This is a genomic window from Siphonobacter sp. SORGH_AS_0500, assembly GCF_031453245.1.
Classification (GTDB): Bacteria; Bacteroidota; Bacteroidia; order Cytophagales; family Spirosomataceae; genus Siphonobacter.
The window spans coordinates 2,029,544-2,047,320 of the sequence record NZ_JAVIYT010000001.1; the positions used below are offsets into that span (position 1 = coordinate 2,029,544).

The following is a 17,777-nucleotide window of genomic DNA, read 5'->3' on the forward strand; positions in this document are numbered from 1 at the left end:
GGAAAATAAAATTAAGCAGTCAGGATCGCCAGAATGTCTGATTCCCGCATGATGAGGTAGTCTTTGCCGTCCGAAGAGATCTCGGTACCAGAATACTTACCGTACAATACGGTATCGCCTTCTTTTACAGTAACAGGCTCATCTTTTTTACCAGGACCTACGGCTACAACTACTCCACGTTGAGGTTTTTCTTTGGCCGTATCGGGAATGATGATTCCAAATGCAGTTTTCTCTTCTGCTGGAGCGGGTTCAACAAGAACGCGGTCTGCCAAAGGTTTAACGTTTACTGACATATGTGTGTAAGATAGATTTGTTAACTTTTTTGATTAACCATCTGGTTATGGTATGCATTCCTATGATTGTCGTGCCAAACCAGATAGTCTGTCAATTTTGCAGAGCCTTCTGCCAAAATCACAAAACTGCCTATAAACCAAAGGAATACCTAGTTCTTTCGAAAGATGAAGTAGAAAAATTTGGATATTACTGAAAAAGAAGTAGCTTCGAAAAGGATAAACGAAAACCAGGAGTTTATGAAAAAGTTACAAAAAACCTGGATTACTGATGGATTACTTGATTTCGAGTACAAAAAATATCAGCTTCTGGGGTATCTACAGCATGTCAACGACTCGTTTCAGGCCAGAAAATTATACCCTGAACTGTCAGATTTGCAGAATCATTACCAGGAAAGTGTGACTTTGCAGAAACAGCAACTGAAATGGTCAACTCAGATTCAGAAAAAATTAATCGGAATCGATCCGGAAAAACTGCAATTGACCTACGCCAGCGAATTTGAAGAACTAGCTCCGTTGCAGGAATTAGACGATATTCTTAGTTACGCCATCCCGCGACTCGGTTCAACGCTTTCGAAAGGAACGGAATTGCTGGAGACGGTTCAGCAGGAGTTATCCATTCAACCGATTGGGATCATGCCGCTTTTTCGTAAAGAAGGGTATTTGTTTGTGTACGAAAGTACCAACCGGGATTTACGCATTTATCAGTATAACGTACAACTCTTCGAATCGCACGTTCCACCCCGACGTCGGGTTGAAACGACTTTGGTGGAAGCTCGACGAAAGAATTATACGACTACGTTTGAGAGTATAAAGCTGGAGTTAGTACGTAAAAATCGGAATCTGCCAAACCCGGCTTCGTATCTGGTGGAAAGCAGGCTGGGTTATCCTATCGATGAAACGTTATTACCCATTGCCCGGCAGAAGATCGCCGAGGAAGTAGAATAAGCACCTAAAGAAAAAGCCCTCACAATTCCTTGCGAGGGCTTTTTCTTTATATCTAGAAAGCTTACGATTACTTCTGAGGCTGTGCGGGCTGAGCCGGAGCAGGTTGTGCTGGCGTTGTTGCCGGAGCAGGCGTTGTTGGGCGGGGAGCTGGTACGGTAGCCGCAGGAGCTACGTTACCCAGGCCATCATCCATACCTGAAGAAACACTTTGACCATTCAGGAAGAATACAGAAGCCAGAGCGAAAACAGCAATGGCACCACCGAAACCCCAGGTCAGTTGCTCGAGCAAATCACCCGTTTTCTTTACACCAAAAAGTTGTTGTGAACCTGCTCCCGTAAATTGAGAAAGACCACCACCTTTAGGATTTTGAATCAACACCACCAGAACCAGTAAAGCGGCAAATACGATGGAAGCAATAATCAGAGTAGCAAACATTTTATGAAAGTAAAAAATTAATGTCCGGTTAGGATAAAGGCGGGTTGTTTTTTAGGGCCTCTATTTTTTCTGCAAAGTACGTCTTTTTTTCGGGAAACTTCAACTGTAGTTTTTCATAAACTTCAATCGCTTTTTCAGTTTTTCCCTGACGAGCCAAAACTTTCGCGTAGGCTTCTGTAACTGGCGTGCTATGGGATTGCTGTGGTTTTTGAGCTAAATCCACCTGAATTTCTTCGGGTTGACCTAGTTTAGCCCGTAAGGGCCCAATGCGTGGCTCAGCCTGAATGAAGCGGTCAATAATAGAAAGCTGATCCAGAGGATTACTTTCCTGGGGTTCGGTTTCTGGTTTTTCTTCGTTCTTTTTTAACAAGACTTCCGAATAATCGAGACCCCGCAGGGCCTGAACCGGATTAATTTCTTCGAAAAATGGTTTGGTACTTACTTCCACCACTTCCCGGGCGTGGCGGCGGGTGAAGGGTAGGGCCTGATCCGTCGTTGGGGTGGATTGAGGAAAATCGCCTTCCATGAATTTACGTAACGCATTTCGGCTCAGAGCATAGGCCGCTGCTTTACGCAGGCTCGCCTCGGCTGACTTCGAGTCATGCGTGTAACCCTTTGCCAGAAGGACGTGTCCAGTCTGACAAAAAGGGTAATGTTCCACCAATTGCTCCAGATAAACCAGATCATCAGAGGAGAGTTCGCTCGGATTTGTTACGAGGTATGAAAAAGTATCACGTTGCATAATTGCCTACCGCACCAGGGAAAATTCGAAAAGATTAACTTCTAAGATACATCATTCACGAATCGATAATCAATAGTCTGCTTGTGTACTAAACTTCTATATTCTAAAGTTAAAGTTTATTTAAGAAATTATAAACAGCTAAAAATAAAAAAGTTGTCCGAAAATTCTTCGGACAACTTTTTTTAAATAAAAATAACTATTTCTACCAGTCTCCAGCCGTTTTACTGAAAATATCCAGAATAATCTGATCCAGGATGGGTGGAATTAACTGGGCTTCGACCTGATTTAAACTTTGATTCTGGGGGAAATCCCGAAAGAAAGAAAAGGGCTGTTCAAAGTTACTGGACTCGTCCTTGTTATTCGTAAACCGAACGGTTACCGTTATGTTCAGCCGGTTCAGACCCGCTTTATCTTGGGCCGTTGGAGCCTGAGGCGTTACTTCGTAGTTAGTAATGGCCCCTTCCAGAACCAGATCTCCGTCGCCTTCAGGCCGTAATTGTAACCTCGTGTTTCGCTGGAAATATTCTTTTAAACTTTCCGTGAATGTCGTTGGTAGCGTAGCGGGCCCACCGGCAGCATTCATGACGAAGTTATTAATCGTGATCGTTTTCAAATCGGACGATAACTTCCCGCCCGGAGAGAAGGAATAAGGGCCACAACCCGAAAACAGAACCGGGATTAAAAGGACCATGATAAGCGAGCGAAAGCTCTTACTCTTCGTCGATTTCATACTGTTTGATTTTCCGATATAAGGTACGTTCGGAGATGCCAAGAGCCTGAGCTGCATTTTTTCGTTTATTACCGTTTTTTCGCAGAGCTTTAATGATCATTTCTTTTTCTTTCTTTTCCAGGGAAAGCGATTCGTCCTCGCTTTCTTCCGTTACATCCACAAAGGACGGTTCGTTGGAAGAGTCAATCGAAAAAACGCTCGGGCTCTGATTGCTGGTAGTAGAAACGGGTAAATACCGCGTTGGGGTATTGGGTTCACTAAAATTAACAGGTTCGTCGTGAACACCCTGAAAAAGATTGGCGTGCTGACGCAAAATTTCACCATCTCCGGTACCGTTCTGAGCCATTTCAACGAAAAGCTTTTTCAGTTCGGTAACGTCGCGTTTCAGATCGAAAAGGACTTTATATAAAATTTCACGTTCACTGAAATCCTGATTCTGCGATTGCTGATCCCGGAAGACGTCGGGTAACGAAGAGCGTTGAGCGTCAGGAATGTATTTCAGAAGCGTACGTCCATTCACGAGTCTCTCTTCTTCCAGAATTGAAACCTGCTCGGCTAGGTTTTTCAGTTGACGAATGTTACCGGGAAACCGATAACTTAGTAATACTTCACGAGCATCTTCGGTTAACTGAATGGGACGAATCCGCTGGCGTTCACTGAAATCAGCCGTGAATTTTCGGAATAACATGAGAACATCATTCCCCCGATCTCTCAACGGCGGAACAAAAATGGGAACGGTATTGAGCCGGTAATACAAATCTTCCCGAAAACGTCCTTTTTCGACGGCCTGCATGAGGTTCACATTCGTTGCGGCTACTACGCGAACGTCCGTCTTCATAATTTTGGACGAACCTACCCGAATGAATTCCTTGTTTTCCAGCACCCGTAACAGACGAGCCTGCGTACTCAGGGGCATTTCTGCAATTTCGTCGAGGAAAATAGTTCCGCCGTCGGTTACTTCAAAATAGCCTTTCCGGGCATCGACTGCCCCGGTAAATGCCCCTTTTTCGTGACCAAATAATTCAGAATCAATGGTTCCTTCGGGAATAGCTCCGCAGTTGATGGCAATAAACTGGCCGTGTTTACGGGTAGAAAGCTGGTGAATAATTTTTGAAAAAGATTCTTTCCCACTACCACTTTCACCGGTAATAAGAACGGTCAGGTCGGTTGGTGCCACCTGAGCCGCAATTTGAATGGCATAATTCAGGGAAGTAGAATCGCCAATGATCCCAAACCGGGATTTTATAGATTGAATTTCTTGAGGCGACATGCAAATAGTGTAAAGAGTGAAGGAGCAGAAAATACAGGGAGAGCGGACCGGAAATCTTCCTGCGTTTTCGGTCCGCTCTATTCAAACTCAATCCTCTGATAAAACGGGTTCGCCTAACAGAGTGGCTGCCGTGCAATCGGTTACCAATACGTTGACGTATTGTCCTTTCTCAAAATGATGTTTCGGGAAAACGACTACTTTGTTCTGGTCGTTACGTCCCTGCAAATGTTCGGTGGAACGCTTGGATGTGCCTTCAACCAGCACGCGGTGTACTTTACCAATGGCCATCTGGTTACGCTCCATGCTATGTTGTTGCTGAAGAGCGATGATTTCATTCAGACGACGCTTTTTCACTTCTTCGGGAATGTCGTCCACGAATTTCTTGGCCGCTGGTGTGCCGGGGCGTTCGGAATAAGCGAACATATAACCGTAGTCATACTTCACATACTCCATCAGCGTCAGGGTATCGCGGTGTTCTTCTTCCGTTTCCGTGCAGAAACCAGCGATCATATCCTGAGAAATACCGCAGTCTTCACCCAGAATCCGACGAATGGCATCCACCCGATTCATGTACCATTCCCGGTCATAAGTCCGGTTCATGATTTTCAGCACGCGGGAGTTACCACTTTGAGCGGGCAAGTGAATGTAGTTACAAACGTTGTCGTACTTTTTCATAGTGTACAACACTTCGTCGGTAATATCCTTAGGGTGCGAGGTACTAAAACGAACGCGTAAATCAGGGTGAACCAAAGCTACTTTTTCCAGCAGATGGGCAAAGTTGACGTGCTCGGTTCCATCTTCGGAAGTCCACTTATAACTATCTACGTTCTGTCCCAGCAGTGTTACTTCGCGGTAACCCTGGTTGAACAGTTCTTCTGCTTCTTTTACGATGGAATGAGCATCCCGCGAACGTTCGCGGCCCCGGGTAAAGGGCACTACGCAAAAGCTGCACATGTTGTCACAACCCCGCATGATGCTGATAAACGCGGTGACCCCATTGGTATTCAGACGAACGGGAGCAATGTCGGCGTAGGTTTCTTCCTTGGAAAGAAAAACGTTCACGGCTTTCTGGCCCGTCTCTACCTCTTCCAGCAAGCGGGGCAGGTCACGGTAAGCATCGGGGCCTACCACCATGTCCACAATTTTTTCTTCTTCCAATAACTTAGCTTTCAGCCGCTCGGCCATACAACCCAACACGCCAATGGTAGTATCAGGCTTGCGACGTTTGAGACTGACAAACGTACTTAACCGATTACGCACTTTTTGTTCGGCGTTATCGCGAATGGCACAGGTATTCAGTAACACTAAATCGGCATCATCTGGACTGGAAGTCGTGGCGAAGCCTTTTTCACGCATGATGGAAGCTACGATTTCGCTATCAGAGAAGTTCATCTGACAACCGTAACTTTCAATATATAACTTCTTTTTGCCCTGGGCACCTTGTTCATCTTCCAGTAAACGGGGAAGATCAATGCCTTGCTTATCTTCGGGAGTTAGAATTTCTAAGGTCTTCATGGATGCTCGGAGCCTTGAGCCTCAGGCTTTCGGCTTATGTGATAAATATGGAGTTCAGACGAAGCCACAAAGCTACAAAAAAACTGACAATCTGTCAGACAGTAGGAGGAAGTGATTTTTAAATACTTGTTTAAAAAAGCGGAAGGCTGATTAGGTATTCAGAGGATAAATAGCTTGAATGATAACCTTCGAATACTTTGTACCATACTAAGCAAAACGCAACTTTACGATGAATCACTCTACATCTCCTGCATTGGTAGCTAATTTTTGCCTAAACAACTTTACTGACTTAGATCAAGCAAAATTGGACCGGGAATACTATTATGCTCATCTGCCTTTATGCGTGGTTGATAGTGTGTTTTCTATGGGAGTAAAATATGAATCGGTGCGTAATGTTGTGACTCGAATAAAAGGTTTCTTCCATAATACCACCTACCGCGAATTTGGATCTGAACCTAAAAGTACTGCCGATCAGATTTCGATTACTGAATTTCGGAGAAAGTTAGCAAATCACACCCCTGAAGAACTGGCAACTCACGTATATGGTAACAAGCAACGCACCTCTAGTCAAAACGGAATTCTAAAAGCCGAAGCGGTTAACCTTTTCCTTGAGGTATTAGTAAAATATGAAGTTGACTATTTTCAGGATGTAACTAAGCTGATCGGTAACGGGGATTTTAAGAAGGATATAAAAAGGATTCCCGGTCAAGCTAGTGGAATTTGCCTTTCTTACTTTTTCATGCTGGCTGGTAACGATACGCTTATTAAACCTGACCGAATGGTAGAAGCCTTTCTTGAGGATATAGTTGGTAGAAAATGTACACTTACGGAATCTCAGAACCTACTAGCAGAGGCGTCGAACTTGCTGTGTGAGCAGGGGTACGAGATGAATCCAAGATTACTGGATAATGTGATCTGGAATTACCAACGAAAGCTCGTCATAACCAAGGGTTAATTCGCTCGAACAAAATACTTTCCCAAGAAGGCTATAAGGACTTCCGGTAAATAATAAATAACCCCACTATCCAGAATAAAGGCGAAGGAAACGCAGCCGCAAAGCCAAGGGGGGAGATGCAAAAGAAGAATAAAATACCTCCCCAGCAACCTATGGTTAAAGATTTCTTCACTAATGAAATAGCAATAACCAACTGACCTGCGACTATGAATAGCAAAAGGGTAGTAGCGTGCGATTTAAAAAAGCCATTGATAAAGACTTTGTAGAAAGAGAAGAAAGCAAAATCAGCAAAAGATTGGTAAGCTTCGGGCGTGGTGAAAGCAGTATAGGCATTAACTATCGCTGCCGCAAAAAACATAACGGCGTAACAATAGCGAGCCAGGGTGACATTTTTTAAACTGCACACAGCCATACTAATGGCAATGCTATTACTTACTAGGAAGGCAATCCGCGTATGATCCATAAACGCAATAGTAAAACGCAGGATAATAGCAATCGCTAAGTAATATCAGTTTTCAGATTGATCATGCGTTTAGAATGGATACCCAATCCCAAATCGCAACTGAGGCCTATATCGGTTTTCCAGACGTTCGCTGAATAAATCTTTGATGACCCATTGGCCCGTGCCACCATCCAGACGGGGGCGGGAAGGTTCGTAGAGTTTAATACCCCAGTCGGCTCGCAGGATGAAAAATGATTTATCAAAACGGAGGCCAAAACCCGCGTCCAGAGCGGTTTGACCAATGAAAGATTTTACTTTGAAAATTTCTTCTTCCTGACCTTGACGTAGTAACCAGACGTTACCCGCATCAACGAATAAAGCTCCGTTGAAATCGCCAAAAAGTTTAAATAAGGGGAATCGCCATTCCGCATTAAACTCCAACTGCAAACCGCCCGGACGTTCGAATTTATAGCTTGGCACTACAACTCCCGATTTCAGCGTATCGTAACTGGCCGCCCGTCCGCCCAGACCTAATTTACGCGGATTCCAGCCCCGCATGGAGTTGGCTCCACCGGCAAAAAAGGCTTTTTCGTAAGGGAGAATGCCGCCGTTTTTCGAATATTCCCAGCCCAGGCCCCCGAAGCCCCGGAAGACAAACATCGAACGCCCCCGACGACGCAAAGGCACGTAAAGGCGGTAATCGACGCTGGTTTTCAGGAATTTATAAAAGCGTAAGTTTTCATTATCCGTTAGTGCCTGCTGAGCTTTTTGTGAAAGCAAATTAAGTGTCGTTCCACCCGATTCCATGAAAATTCGCAGGTACTTTGTTTTTCGAAACGTATTCAGGTTCAGGTTGTTATCATTATAAACGTAAGAACCACTGATGCTCGAAACAAAAGAGCGATTAAAGGTGTAAATCAGGTTATTACCCGCAAGTTGCTGCTCTCTTAAAAAGGCTTCAAATTCGGATGACTGGCGGCTCGTATTAATCAGGTTAATGTCAATCGGGCTGAAATAGAAGGTCTCCTTCGGTGAAATCTGCCAGGAATAGTTCACGGCCAATTTCAAACCCGTCCGGCGAAAATCTTTTCGATCACTGAACGAATAACCAATCCCGACCTGTGTGCGGGGTGTACTGTTCGCATACCGAATTCGCATGCTGGCGGGTAATAACAGCTGCGGGAAAATGAGCGAAGTATTAATGCCTGCTTCAAAGTTCTGATCTTTAAAGGCCAGGTTCTGAGAGCTTTGGGTGAAGCCTGGCTGTCCGTCATACCCCGCTTTCCCGGCAATTTCCAGGGTTTCCAGTCCCTGAAAAATATTACGAATCCGTAAGGCTCCGTTAAGGAAGGGGCCCGGCAGTCCCTGATACACGTTCATACCCACCTCCGAGGATAACTCATAGCGTTGCAAAGACTGAGCAAAAATCAGAGCATTTAAGGTACCGTCAGCCGTAGTATCGTAGGTAATGTTGGGAAATTTAAACTGATCCAGCGTCCCCAGCATCCGCAGGGTTTCGTTGTTTAAGGTCTGGCTATAGGTCATGTTAGGTCTTACCTTGACCTTACTATCCAGCAGTTTAGTAGAATATTTTCTTCCAGCAAAGATGTACCGAATCCCCCGGAAGCTGGTAGAGTCAATACTCGGATTGGTTTCGGTTCCGTCCCGGCCATCCACAACAAAGGTAACCGCATTAATCTTGAAGTACGGGTACTGAGCGGGCATCGAATCAATCACCATGGTCACTTGCATGTGGTGTTTCATCGGCTCGGCCAGCGAGGTGTCGTAGGTGCCCGTGAAGGTGATGTTTTCCTTTGTGAATCCGTAGTATCCCTGATCGCGGAGGAGGGCTTCGATGCGATCCCGTTCGGCACTGAAATTACGCTCGTCAATGCGGGTACCCTTTCTTAAAAAACGAATACCCCGCGTATTACGAATCAGACTATCAATGCGGGCATCCTGGGTAACTAAACGAATCGAGTCGATCAGGTAAGGTTTATGCTGCTCCACTTCGTACAAAACCTTTACCCGGCGAAACTTAACGGTATCCAGTTTATAACGAACCGAATCATCGAACATTCCACGGTTGGTTCGTAAAAAGGCCTGAATGTTGGCTGCATTCTGACGGGCATCTTCTTCGGTGATAATGGCCGGAGGTTCGCCCACTACCCGCATCCACCAGTGTCCTTGTTCAATGGCGAGTCGATTATGGTCAATTTTTCGACTTAGGCGATCAATTTTCTTTAGAGTTCTTTTGGACTGGATGGAATCCGGGCCATTCCGGAGTTGATTCATTTCAGCCTGATACTCCCGAATTTCCTGCTCGAAACGAGGCTTTTTATACTTTAGAAAATCAGGTCGGGCAATTTGATAAACCCATAGGAAAGGCGTAATGGGTTGGGTAATCAGCACGCGGTTGGATTCCTGGGGTAACAGGGCCTCCAGCTCTTCATTCGGAATTTCCTTGTTACCTTTGATCGTCTGTTTGGCGAGTAAATACTCGCCCCGACGCAATTCGGTACCTCGCGTACAGGCGGCTAAAAAACTAATAAAAGCCATTCCTATCATCAAAAACTGAAGAACAGAGTTCCTTTGGAGGAATGGCATAAGTATACGGGATAATGATCTCACAAAAGTGGCAAAAACAAATTCGCTTACTTCAACAAAAAAAACACCGGCAGGAGCTGGGAGCTTTTTTAGTGGAAGGCGGCAAGAGCGTTCTGGAGTTACTAAAGGCTGATTTTACGATTCAGGCTCTGTTTCTCACGGACACATTTTACAAAGAAAACCAAAAGCTGCTCGATGAGCAACCCTTTTCCTTTGAATTGGTTGAGGAATCGGAACTGGAGAAGGTTGGAACGCTGCAAAGTAATAACGCCGCCCTGGCCATTGCTAAAACGAAAGAGAACCGTCCGCTGCGTGTGGAAGGCTCGGAATTTGCTTTAATTCTGGATGATATTCGCGATCCCGGAAACCTGGGCACTATTATTCGGATTGCGGATTGGTACGGTATAAAGAAGGTGATTTGCTCGGAAACCTGCGTGGATGTGTATAATCCCAAGGTAATTTCCGCAACGATGGGATCGTTTACCCGCGTTCAGACGTATTACGTATCATTACAGTCTTTTTTAGAGCAGGAACAGACGAAAGCTATTTACGGTACTTTTCTGGGTGGAGAGTCGATCTATGACTTGACATTCGCCGATTCAGGATACATTGTTATCGGTAATGAGGCGAATGGGATTCGTCCTGAAAATGAGAAGTTTGTTTCGAAGAAAATAACAATTCCCCGTTTCGGAGAAGCGGAGTCGCTGAATGCGGGTATTGCAACGGCGATTGTGTTGGATAACTGGCGGCGAGGAGTGAAGCCGTAACTATAGTCCTCAGGCGGGATCTTCTGTAAGTTAATTTTGGATTGGGGAGTTTGCTCTTATTAAGATAACTAGTTAGCTGAGACCGGCTAGAGGCCTATGAGCTAGTTAGTCACTCGGCAGAGCCGAGCGACTGCGGGAGACTGCCGAGATAGGCGGTAATCCCCAAAACTCCTTTCTAAAACGAAACGGGCATTTCTGTCGCGGCATCGTCGGCCATTTTGCGGGCGTTATCTTCACCTAGCCAGCGGTCAATCAGGTAGTGTACAACGTATAAAACCGGAATCATCAAAATTGAAATAATAAACTTATAGAGGTAATTATTCAGAGCGACCGAGAGGGCCTGCTTCGCCGTCCAGTTACTGAAAATGTAAAAGGCTACGAAAACGACAACGAAGCTGTCAATGAGCTGGGAAACCAGTGTGGAACCCGTCGCCCGAATCCAGATATGCTTGTGTCCGGTGTGTTTGCGAAGGTATTGGAAGACCGTAACGTCCAGAAATTGAGCTAATAAGAACGCCGTAATTGAACCGATAATAATGCCGAGTCCCTGCCGGAAAATCGTTTTGTAGGCAAAGTCAATATTGAAATTAGTATCGCCCTTATTGATATCCATCCAGAACTGAGCGGGAGGTAGGGTGGTGGCGGTGTAGATAATGAAAAATGAATAGGTAATTAAACCCGCGGTCAGAAAGGATAACCAGCGAACGCCTTTTCGACCAAAGTATTCATTAATCATATCGCCGATGATAAAGACAATGGGCCAGTTTAACGCTCCTGCGGCCTGATTGAAAGACCATTTATCGCCCCAGGGAGTTGGAATATTAGCTGGATTCATGCCCAGAACGGCTTCGACGGAGAAAATTTTACCACCAATGATTTCCGCAACCAGGGCGTTACAAATAAAAAATCCCGACAGAACGAAGAAAAGAATTTGTCGTTTAGAGCTAAATAAAGCCTGGTCTTTCATATACAAATGGGAGCTGAGAAAAGCGGTCTGAACTGACAAGAAAGCCATTTTTCCTGAAAAAACGTTCGCGTCTTCTTACAAAATATCTTGTAAAAAGACGCGAACGTTTATGGATATAATTCAGAAATCAGGCCAGTGGAGTAACCTCCTGTGGTTCTAGTACGGCCTTTTTTTCGGATCCGTTTAACAGGAAATTCTCAATTCGATTCGCGGCCAGATTCAACTGCTCGATGGGCGGTAACGTAACAATGCGGAAGTGATCGTCTTTACCATAATTAAACCCTGTGCCCGGAACGAGTAAGACCCGCTCATTCACCAGCAATTCATAAATAAATTGTTCATCATTAGCGAAACTGAAGCGTTTCAGGTCCAGTTTCGGAAATAGGTATAAGGCTCCTTTGGGCTTCACACAGGTAATCCCTGGAATGGACGTAATGCGATCATAAATGAACTGCATTTGCTGGTATAAACGACCCGAGGGAATTACCAAATCGTTGATACTCTGATAACCACCCAAAGCCGTTTGAATGGCGAATTGGGCGGGAACGTTACCGCAAAGCCGCAGACTGGCTAACAGATTCAACCCTTCAATGTAGGATTTTGCCTTATACTTGGCACCGCTCAAAATCAGCCAGCCTCCACGAAAACCAGCCGCCCGGTAATTTTTCGATAAGCCACCAAACGTCAGACAAAGCGTATCCGTAGCGAGTGTGCCCATCGGATAATGGACGGCTCCGTCGTAAAGGATTTTATCGTAAATCTCATCGGAGAATAACATTAATTGATGCTCTTCTGCGATGCGGGCAATGCGGGTAAGCACGTCTTTGGAATAAACGGCTCCCGTGGGGTTATTAGGGTTAATCAACACAATCGCTTTCGTGCGACGGGTGATTTTACGTTCAATGTCTTGAATGTCAGGATTCCAATCGGATTCTTCGTCGCAGATGTAATGGACGGGTTTACCACCCGCTAAGGCAACTGACGTAGTCCATAGGGGATAGTCGGGCGAAGGAATTAGCACTTCATCCTGGTCGTCTAACAATGCCTGCATGGTAAGCAGAATCAGTTCGCTCACGCCATTACCGATGTACACGTCGTCAATGCCGACTCCCGGAATGCCAATGCTTTGCGTATAGTGCATGACTGCCTTACGGGCCGCGAAAAGTCCCCGGGAATCCGAGTAACCCTGAGCATCCCGAATGTTCACGATCATGTCGTGAATGATTTCGTCGGGAGCGTCAAACCCAAAAGGGGCGGGGTTACCGATGTTCAGTTTGAGGATTTTGTAGCCCTGAGCTTCCAGCTCCAGAGCTTTTTCATACACGGGTCCACGAATTTCATATCGCAAACTATCCAGTCGAGTCGATTTGTAAAAAGCCATACGCGGCAAAAGTCTGGTAATAGGACACTGAAAATTTAGTTTTCAGGTTACGAACCGAGAAACTAAATTATTTTAAAATATGTATTCAAAACTTCGGATGAGGCTCGCAATTTCGCGACATTTGGGGAAAGATGAAGCGATTCATTCAGAATATTCTATAAAATCAGTAGAATATTTTGTCGGAAACGTGCTGGAACCATCAGAAAGGCATTTGAAGTTATTCACCATAGGGACATAATCCCTGAAATTGTGCTTATTACCTCTAATCTTTTATGGCATCAACAACGAGTAACATTCGCGTTTTAGTAGTGGGTTGCGGCAACATGGGAACCTCCCACGCCCTAGCCTATCAGAATCTGGAAGGGTTCGACATTTGTGGGATTGTATCGACGGGCAAGAGCAAGGAAGTGCTGAACGAAAAGCTGGGTGGCGGGTATGCCTTATACAATGAGTACGAAACGGCCCTGAAAGAAACCAAGCCCGACGCGGTTTGTATCTCGACGTATCCCGATACCCACGAAGCCTACGCTATTCTGGCTTTGGAGCAGGGGGCTCACGTCTTCATTGAAAAGCCTTTGGCGGATACCGTTGAAGGGGCTGAACGAGTGGTGGCCGCAGCGGAGAAGGCAGGTAAAAAAGTGGTGGTAGGCTATATCCTGCGTCACCATCCAAGCTGGGAAAAATTCGTGGAAATTGCTCAGGACATGGGCAAGCCCTTGGTGATGCGGATGAACCTGAACCAGCAAAGCCACGGCAATATGTGGACGGTTCACCGGAATCTGATGAAAAGTCTGAGTCCCATTGTGGATTGTGGCGTGCATTACATTGATGTCATGTGTCAGATGACCCGCTCGAAACCCGTTCAGGTGAATGCCATTGGAGCTCGTCTCACCGATGAAATACCCGATTCCAACTATAACTACGGTCAGTTACAGATTCGCTTTGAAGACGGTTCGGTAGGTTGGTACGAAGCGGGCTGGGGGCCGATGATGAGTGAAACGGCCTTTTTTGTGAAAGACGTCATCGGGCCGAAGGGTTGTGTATCCATTGTAGCCAAAAATGCAGGAGCTGCGGGGAAATCGGATGATGTGGATTCGCACACCAAAACGGAATCTTTACGCGTGCACCGGGCGAATCTGAACAAAGACGATGAGTTTGTGCAGGAGGATGAATGGATTAACCTGACCGATGAACCTGATCACAACGAACTTTGCGAGCGGGAGCAGAAGTATTTTTTGAAAGCAATCGAGGAAAATACGGATCTGACGGATCACTTGCAGGATGCGGTGAACAGCTTACGCATTGCCTTTGCCTGTGACGAATCTGTTCGAACGGGTGAGCCTGTTCGTCTATAACAAATAAACGATACTTTGTAACCGGAAACGGCCCGCGAAAGTGGGCCGTTTCCGGTTACAAAGTATAAATGGTCTGAGGTTTATAAAAACGTCTTTCAATAGTAGTGTAGGTCCAACGCGAGATATAAAAAACCAGGATGTAATTCAATACAAATAAATAAGAATAGTCACTAGGAGCAAACCTTAATATTCGAATGAATAAGACATTAAAGAAAGTATTAATTAATCCGTGGGTTAAATAAATGGAGTAACTGTAGGTTCCTATGTTTTTTAATACTCTGCTTTTGTTTAAAAAATGAGATATGAATCCTTTTTGAAAGGAAAAAATAAGAATAGTTATAAAGAAAAGAGCTTCATAAATAACAGTAATGTCTGCTAGTTTTTCTTTTAAAGGAATAGTGAGACCTAAAATTATAAGAATACTTACTTCTAAATAAGTAAAAAAATAGTCACTTGATTTATTAAAATACCTATACAAGTAACTATAAGTATTGAGGCAGATTACGCCCGTGAAGAATCCGATGAAGCCTCTAAGAAATCCATAGTTATATGTGTAAACAATACTCGCTGAACCAGTTAAGCCATACAATATAGAAAAGGATAAGAGAATAATACTTATATAGACGGCAGATTTGAAACGCATTTTTGCATTTGAGAGAATCAGATAAGTAACGATCGCATACAGAAAATAGGATAGTAACTCCGCACTGATTGACCAACTAGGATTATTCCAGCTTACATTAGTAATACCAGACCATGGAATAGAATTAAGGAGAAATAAATTGGTAATAAATGTTGTGATTGTATTATCTGTATTGAAATGATTATTGATAAGATTGCTTCCAGAAAAGAAATATTTAGTCAGTTCAAGAATTAAATAAATGAGTAGGAGGATGACGTGTAAAGGGTAGATTCGTAAAAGACGCTTTTTAAGAAAAGTAATAAGCGGTTGCAGGTTAGTAATTTCTGAATAATTGTAACGAATGATAAAGCCACTTAGGATAAAGAAAAAATCAACAAATAAGTCAGTTCCTTGCATAAATGGATTATTAAGAACGAGCGTATCTGAGAAAAAAGACATGTGGAATAATACAATGAATGACGCTAAAATCCCTCTGAAAATATCAAGTGTCGTAAATCTCTGTTTCATCATTAGGCCTTTTTGCTTCTAAACTCTGCGGGTCGTCGATTCACCATTTGCAGAAAGGTATTACTAAAAGTTGACAAGCTCGTATACCCTACATCGTAAGCAATGTCAGTAATTGATTTATCCGTTTGTAACAAGTCTTCAATGGCCCGAATGATGCGATACATTTTCACGTATTGAAGAAAAGACATATCTAATTCCTGATGAAAAATTCGGGAGAGCGTTCGGGCACTTAAGCCGAATTCGTGAGCTACTTCTGGTAAATGCAAAGGCTGTGAAACGTTCCGTTGCAGATACTCAAGTACCGGCGTCAGCCGTTCGTGATGCGTGGTAGGAAGGGCAATAGGTAGGGGATGCTGGCTAATTTCCGGTAATAGATGCTTTAGCGTCATCAGAAATTCATAATCAAATCCACCGGGACGGATGGTTCTGCTCCATCGTTCCGTAAAGACCAACATCTCCAGCAATAAATCATTAACGGGATAAATGCCCATTTTACTGAAAAAGGGATGCTCCAAATCATGTTCATCCGTAAAATAGATGTTAGCTACCTTCAGAGTAGACGAAGTATGCAATACAAAATGCTCAAGCTGCGGAGGAATCCAGATGTAATGTCGGGCGGGCAAAAAATAGGCTTTGTCTCTGGTATTCAGATAAGAAATCCCACCTTCGATGTACGTAAATTGTCCTTTTTGATGATTATGGTAGGGGAAAGTCTGTTCTTGTTTTTGATTGACCAAGTAAATTGAATCTTTGAATAAATCAATGTTACTCAGATAGTCAGCAGTATAGAGATTCATAGTAAAAAGGGCTTGGCTGGAATGAACAAATAATTGGCAATTTATACAAAAAGAAGCGTTTTGCATTATTCTAATTTTGCATATCGGATGTAAATGAAAAAATGCAATGAAGTTAGTACCCCAAACCATCGTAATCTGGCTGATTACCTTGGGGATTATCCAGGCCCAGACTCCTTCCCCGCAACAAACCTTGTCACTTCCTGAAGCCTGGCAAAAAGCTGAAAAGTTCAACAAGACGATTCTGGAACAAGATCTTCGCCTTAAGATTAGTCATGAAAGACTGGAGCAAACGAAAAGCGAACGGCTCCCCGAATTAGGAGCGAGTACGCAATACGCCCGGGTCAGTAACCTACCCATTTACGAGCGGGGTATTCTGAATACGCCTTTTCAATATCCCGTTTTACACAACTTTTTTCAACTGAAAACGGAGGCTTATTTTAAGGTGTACGAAGGCAAAAAACTTCAGACAAAAATTAAAGCAGAAGAGACGGAACATGCCTTGGTAGAAGAAGAAAAAAAGCAGACGGAGTCTGAAGTTAAGCTTCGGATAGCGGCGGTTTATCTGGATTTGCAACGAAATCTGATTTATAAAGATTTGATGCTGAAGAACATCGAAGAAGCCGAAAAGCGTCTGACTGAAATCAGGGAGTTGAATAAAAATGGAGTAGTCTTGAAAAGCGATTTATTACGGGCAGAGTTACAGCTTTCCCGTCAGAAAATGACGCTTCATGAAATTGAAAATTCCATCCTTATTACCAATCAAAAATTGGATTTAATGATTGGATTGCCTGATACTACTATCGTGATACCAGCACCGCTTCCCGCCAGCGATTCTCTGGCAAAAGGATATGAATCTTTTCTGGATGAAGCGTTTGATCACGCTTACCAGCTAAAAATTGCCAGTAAGCAAAAAGAAATAAGTGAATTACACTTGAAAGAAGTTCGGGCGGATTATAAACCTAAAGTCGGACTTTTTGCGGAGTATACCTATGCTTATCCCCAGATTACTTTTTACCCTTACGCCGGAGCTTTATACGGCTTTGGCATGGCGGGGTTGAAAGCTTCGTATTCACTTTCTTCACTTTATCATAATAAGCACCGTGAACAAGCGGCTATGGTTGAAATCCAGCGGCAACAAGTAATTGAATCTGACAGGGAAGATCAGGTAAGGCAGGCGGTTAAGGAAGCTTATGTGCGTTATGGAGAGGCTTTACATCGTATTGAAGTCTCGGAATTAAGTACCAGACAGGCGGCTGAAAATTACCGCATTGTTCATAACACGTACTTCAATCAACTGTCTTTATTGACCGATTTACTGGACGCAGATACGCAGTTACTCCAAAGTCAATACGACCTGGCTTCGGCTCGTTTAGCGGCTCGTCTTCAATACTATCAACTCTTAAATACCTTAGGAAAACTTTAATC

The 17,777-nt window shown here is 44.1% G+C and carries 17 protein-coding genes; 5 read left to right on the forward strand and 12 right to left on the reverse strand.

Annotated elements, in window-relative coordinates:
• Positions 1-11: 11 nt before the first annotated feature.
• Entirely contained in the window at positions 12-293 is a 282-nt protein-coding gene (gene groES / locus QE357_RS08375; RefSeq protein WP_106637654.1) for a co-chaperone GroES, read from the reverse strand.
• A 237-nt stretch (positions 294-530) separates the two neighbouring features.
• Here groES and QE357_RS08380 point away from each other — a divergent pair, with 237 nt between their 5' ends.
• Positions 531-1,238, forward strand: a complete 708-nt coding sequence (locus tag QE357_RS08380) for a hypothetical protein (RefSeq protein ID WP_157830405.1) — start codon at positions 531-533, stop codon at positions 1,236-1,238.
• Between the two features lie 67 nt (positions 1,239-1,305).
• On the opposite strand, the gene secG is transcribed toward QE357_RS08380, so the two are convergent.
• From secG to miaB, 5 genes are all read right to left on the reverse strand, one after another.
• Positions 1,306-1,674: a preprotein translocase subunit SecG gene (secG, locus tag QE357_RS08385; protein ID WP_106637656.1), complete on the reverse strand. Its 369-nt coding sequence runs from the start codon at positions 1,672-1,674 to the stop codon at positions 1,306-1,308.
• Between the two features lie 28 nt (positions 1,675-1,702).
• Positions 1,703-2,416 (reverse strand): hypothetical protein, encoded by a 714-nt coding sequence (locus tag QE357_RS08390; protein WP_106637657.1) that lies wholly within the window; start codon positions 2,414-2,416, stop codon positions 1,703-1,705.
• Positions 2,417-2,618: 202 nt separating this feature from the next.
• On the reverse strand, positions 2,619-3,146 hold the full coding sequence (locus tag QE357_RS08395; RefSeq protein ID WP_232793771.1) for an LptE family protein: 528 nt from the start codon (positions 3,144-3,146) through the stop codon (positions 2,619-2,621).
• A complete protein-coding gene (locus QE357_RS08400; protein ID WP_106637658.1) occupies positions 3,127-4,416 on the reverse strand; it encodes a sigma-54-dependent Fis family transcriptional regulator in 1,290 nt (429 codons plus the stop codon). Before QE357_RS08400 ends, QE357_RS08395 begins: the two co-directional genes overlap by 20 nt.
• Before the next feature lie 87 nt (positions 4,417-4,503).
• Entirely contained in the window at positions 4,504-5,931 is a 1,428-nt protein-coding gene (gene miaB, locus QE357_RS08405) for a tRNA (N6-isopentenyl adenosine(37)-C2)-methylthiotransferase MiaB (RefSeq protein ID WP_307142708.1), read from the reverse strand.
• Positions 5,932-6,160: 229 nt separating this feature from the next.
• Between miaB and QE357_RS08410 the strand changes: the two genes are divergently transcribed.
• Complete coding sequence (locus QE357_RS08410; protein ID WP_309706656.1) at positions 6,161-6,886, forward strand: hypothetical protein; 726 nt, start codon at positions 6,161-6,163, stop codon at positions 6,884-6,886.
• A 31-nt stretch (positions 6,887-6,917) separates the two neighbouring features.
• Here QE357_RS08410 and QE357_RS08415 read toward each other — a convergent pair whose 3' ends face one another.
• Positions 6,918-7,349 carry a hypothetical protein gene (locus QE357_RS08415; protein ID WP_106637661.1) on the reverse strand — a complete coding sequence of 144 codons (432 nt, stop codon included), beginning with the start codon at positions 7,347-7,349 and terminating at the stop codon, positions 6,918-6,920.
• Between the two features lie 69 nt (positions 7,350-7,418).
• Positions 7,419-9,887 carry a BamA/TamA family outer membrane protein gene (locus tag QE357_RS08420; protein WP_309706657.1) on the reverse strand — a complete coding sequence of 823 codons (2,469 nt, stop codon included), beginning with the start codon at positions 9,885-9,887 and terminating at the stop codon, positions 7,419-7,421.
• A 62-nt stretch (positions 9,888-9,949) separates the two neighbouring features.
• Here QE357_RS08420 and QE357_RS08425 point away from each other — a divergent pair, with 62 nt between their 5' ends.
• Positions 9,950-10,702, forward strand: a complete 753-nt coding sequence (locus QE357_RS08425; protein WP_106637663.1) for an RNA methyltransferase — start codon at positions 9,950-9,952, stop codon at positions 10,700-10,702.
• 175 nt (positions 10,703-10,877) lie between these two features.
• Here QE357_RS08425 and QE357_RS08430 read toward each other — a convergent pair whose 3' ends face one another.
• Positions 10,878-11,669 carry a queuosine precursor transporter gene (locus QE357_RS08430; protein ID WP_106637711.1) on the reverse strand — a complete coding sequence of 264 codons (792 nt, stop codon included), beginning with the start codon at positions 11,667-11,669 and terminating at the stop codon, positions 10,878-10,880.
• Positions 11,670-11,796: 127 nt separating this feature from the next.
• Positions 11,797-13,050 carry a pyridoxal phosphate-dependent aminotransferase gene (locus tag QE357_RS08435; RefSeq protein WP_106637664.1) on the reverse strand — a complete coding sequence of 418 codons (1,254 nt, stop codon included), beginning with the start codon at positions 13,048-13,050 and terminating at the stop codon, positions 11,797-11,799.
• A gap of 272 nt (positions 13,051-13,322) precedes the next feature.
• Here QE357_RS08435 and QE357_RS08440 point away from each other — a divergent pair, with 272 nt between their 5' ends.
• On the forward strand, positions 13,323-14,405 hold the full coding sequence (locus QE357_RS08440; protein WP_106637665.1) for a Gfo/Idh/MocA family protein: 1,083 nt from the start codon (positions 13,323-13,325) through the stop codon (positions 14,403-14,405).
• 55 nt (positions 14,406-14,460) lie between these two features.
• Here QE357_RS08440 and QE357_RS25000 read toward each other — a convergent pair whose 3' ends face one another.
• The gene (locus QE357_RS25000; RefSeq protein ID WP_409050235.1) at positions 14,461-15,558 is read right to left on the reverse strand and encodes an acyltransferase family protein; all 1,098 of its coding nucleotides are present in this window, start codon (positions 15,556-15,558) and stop codon (positions 14,461-14,463) included.
• Positions 15,558-16,352 carry an AraC family transcriptional regulator gene (locus QE357_RS08445; RefSeq protein ID WP_106637667.1) on the reverse strand — a complete coding sequence of 265 codons (795 nt, stop codon included), beginning with the start codon at positions 16,350-16,352 and terminating at the stop codon, positions 15,558-15,560. Before QE357_RS08445 ends, QE357_RS25000 begins: the two co-directional genes overlap by 1 nt.
• A 106-nt stretch (positions 16,353-16,458) precedes the next feature.
• On the opposite strand from QE357_RS08445, the gene QE357_RS08450 reads away from it, so the two are divergent.
• The gene (locus QE357_RS08450) at positions 16,459-17,775 is read left to right on the forward strand and encodes a TolC family protein (protein WP_309706658.1); all 1,317 of its coding nucleotides are present in this window, start codon (positions 16,459-16,461) and stop codon (positions 17,773-17,775) included.
• Positions 17,776-17,777: the final 2 nt, after the last annotated feature.

What these genes read in the sequence shown, in the direction of transcription:
- groES (WP_106637654.1), bottom strand. Translation starts at nt 293, where the DNA reads ATGTCAGTAAACGTTAAACCTTTGGCAGACCGCGTTCTTGTTGAACCC.
- QE357_RS08380 (WP_157830405.1), top strand. Translation starts at nt 531, where the DNA reads ATGAAAAAGTTACAAAAAACCTGGATTACTGATGGATTACTTGATTTC.
- secG (WP_106637656.1), bottom strand. Translation starts at nt 1,674, where the DNA reads ATGTTTGCTACTCTGATTATTGCTTCCATCGTATTTGCCGCTTTACTG.
- QE357_RS08390 (WP_106637657.1), bottom strand. Translation starts at nt 2,416, where the DNA reads ATGCAACGTGATACTTTTTCATACCTCGTAACAAATCCGAGCGAACTC.
- QE357_RS08395 (WP_232793771.1), bottom strand. Translation starts at nt 3,146, where the DNA reads ATGAAATCGACGAAGAGTAAGAGCTTTCGCTCGCTTATCATGGTCCTT.
- QE357_RS08400 (WP_106637658.1), bottom strand. Translation starts at nt 4,416, where the DNA reads ATGTCGCCTCAAGAAATTCAATCTATAAAATCCCGGTTTGGGATCATT.
- miaB (WP_307142708.1), bottom strand. Translation starts at nt 5,931, where the DNA reads ATGAAGACCTTAGAAATTCTAACTCCCGAAGATAAGCAAGGCATTGAT.
- QE357_RS08410 (WP_309706656.1), top strand. Translation starts at nt 6,161, where the DNA reads ATGAATCACTCTACATCTCCTGCATTGGTAGCTAATTTTTGCCTAAAC.
- QE357_RS08415 (WP_106637661.1), bottom strand. Translation starts at nt 7,349, where the DNA reads ATGGATCATACGCGGATTGCCTTCCTAGTAAGTAATAGCATTGCCATT.
- QE357_RS08420 (WP_309706657.1), bottom strand. Translation starts at nt 9,887, where the DNA reads ATGGCTTTTATTAGTTTTTTAGCCGCCTGTACGCGAGGTACCGAATTG.
- QE357_RS08425 (WP_106637663.1), top strand. Translation starts at nt 9,950, where the DNA reads ATGATCTCACAAAAGTGGCAAAAACAAATTCGCTTACTTCAACAAAAA.
- QE357_RS08430 (WP_106637711.1), bottom strand. Translation starts at nt 11,669, where the DNA reads ATGAAAGACCAGGCTTTATTTAGCTCTAAACGACAAATTCTTTTCTTC.
- QE357_RS08435 (WP_106637664.1), bottom strand. Translation starts at nt 13,050, where the DNA reads ATGGCTTTTTACAAATCGACTCGACTGGATAGTTTGCGATATGAAATT.
- QE357_RS08440 (WP_106637665.1), top strand. Translation starts at nt 13,323, where the DNA reads ATGGCATCAACAACGAGTAACATTCGCGTTTTAGTAGTGGGTTGCGGC.
- QE357_RS25000 (WP_409050235.1), bottom strand. Translation starts at nt 15,558, where the DNA reads ATGATGAAACAGAGATTTACGACACTTGATATTTTCAGAGGGATTTTA.
- QE357_RS08445 (WP_106637667.1), bottom strand. Translation starts at nt 16,352, where the DNA reads ATGAATCTCTATACTGCTGACTATCTGAGTAACATTGATTTATTCAAA.
- QE357_RS08450 (WP_309706658.1), top strand. Translation starts at nt 16,459, where the DNA reads ATGAAGTTAGTACCCCAAACCATCGTAATCTGGCTGATTACCTTGGGG.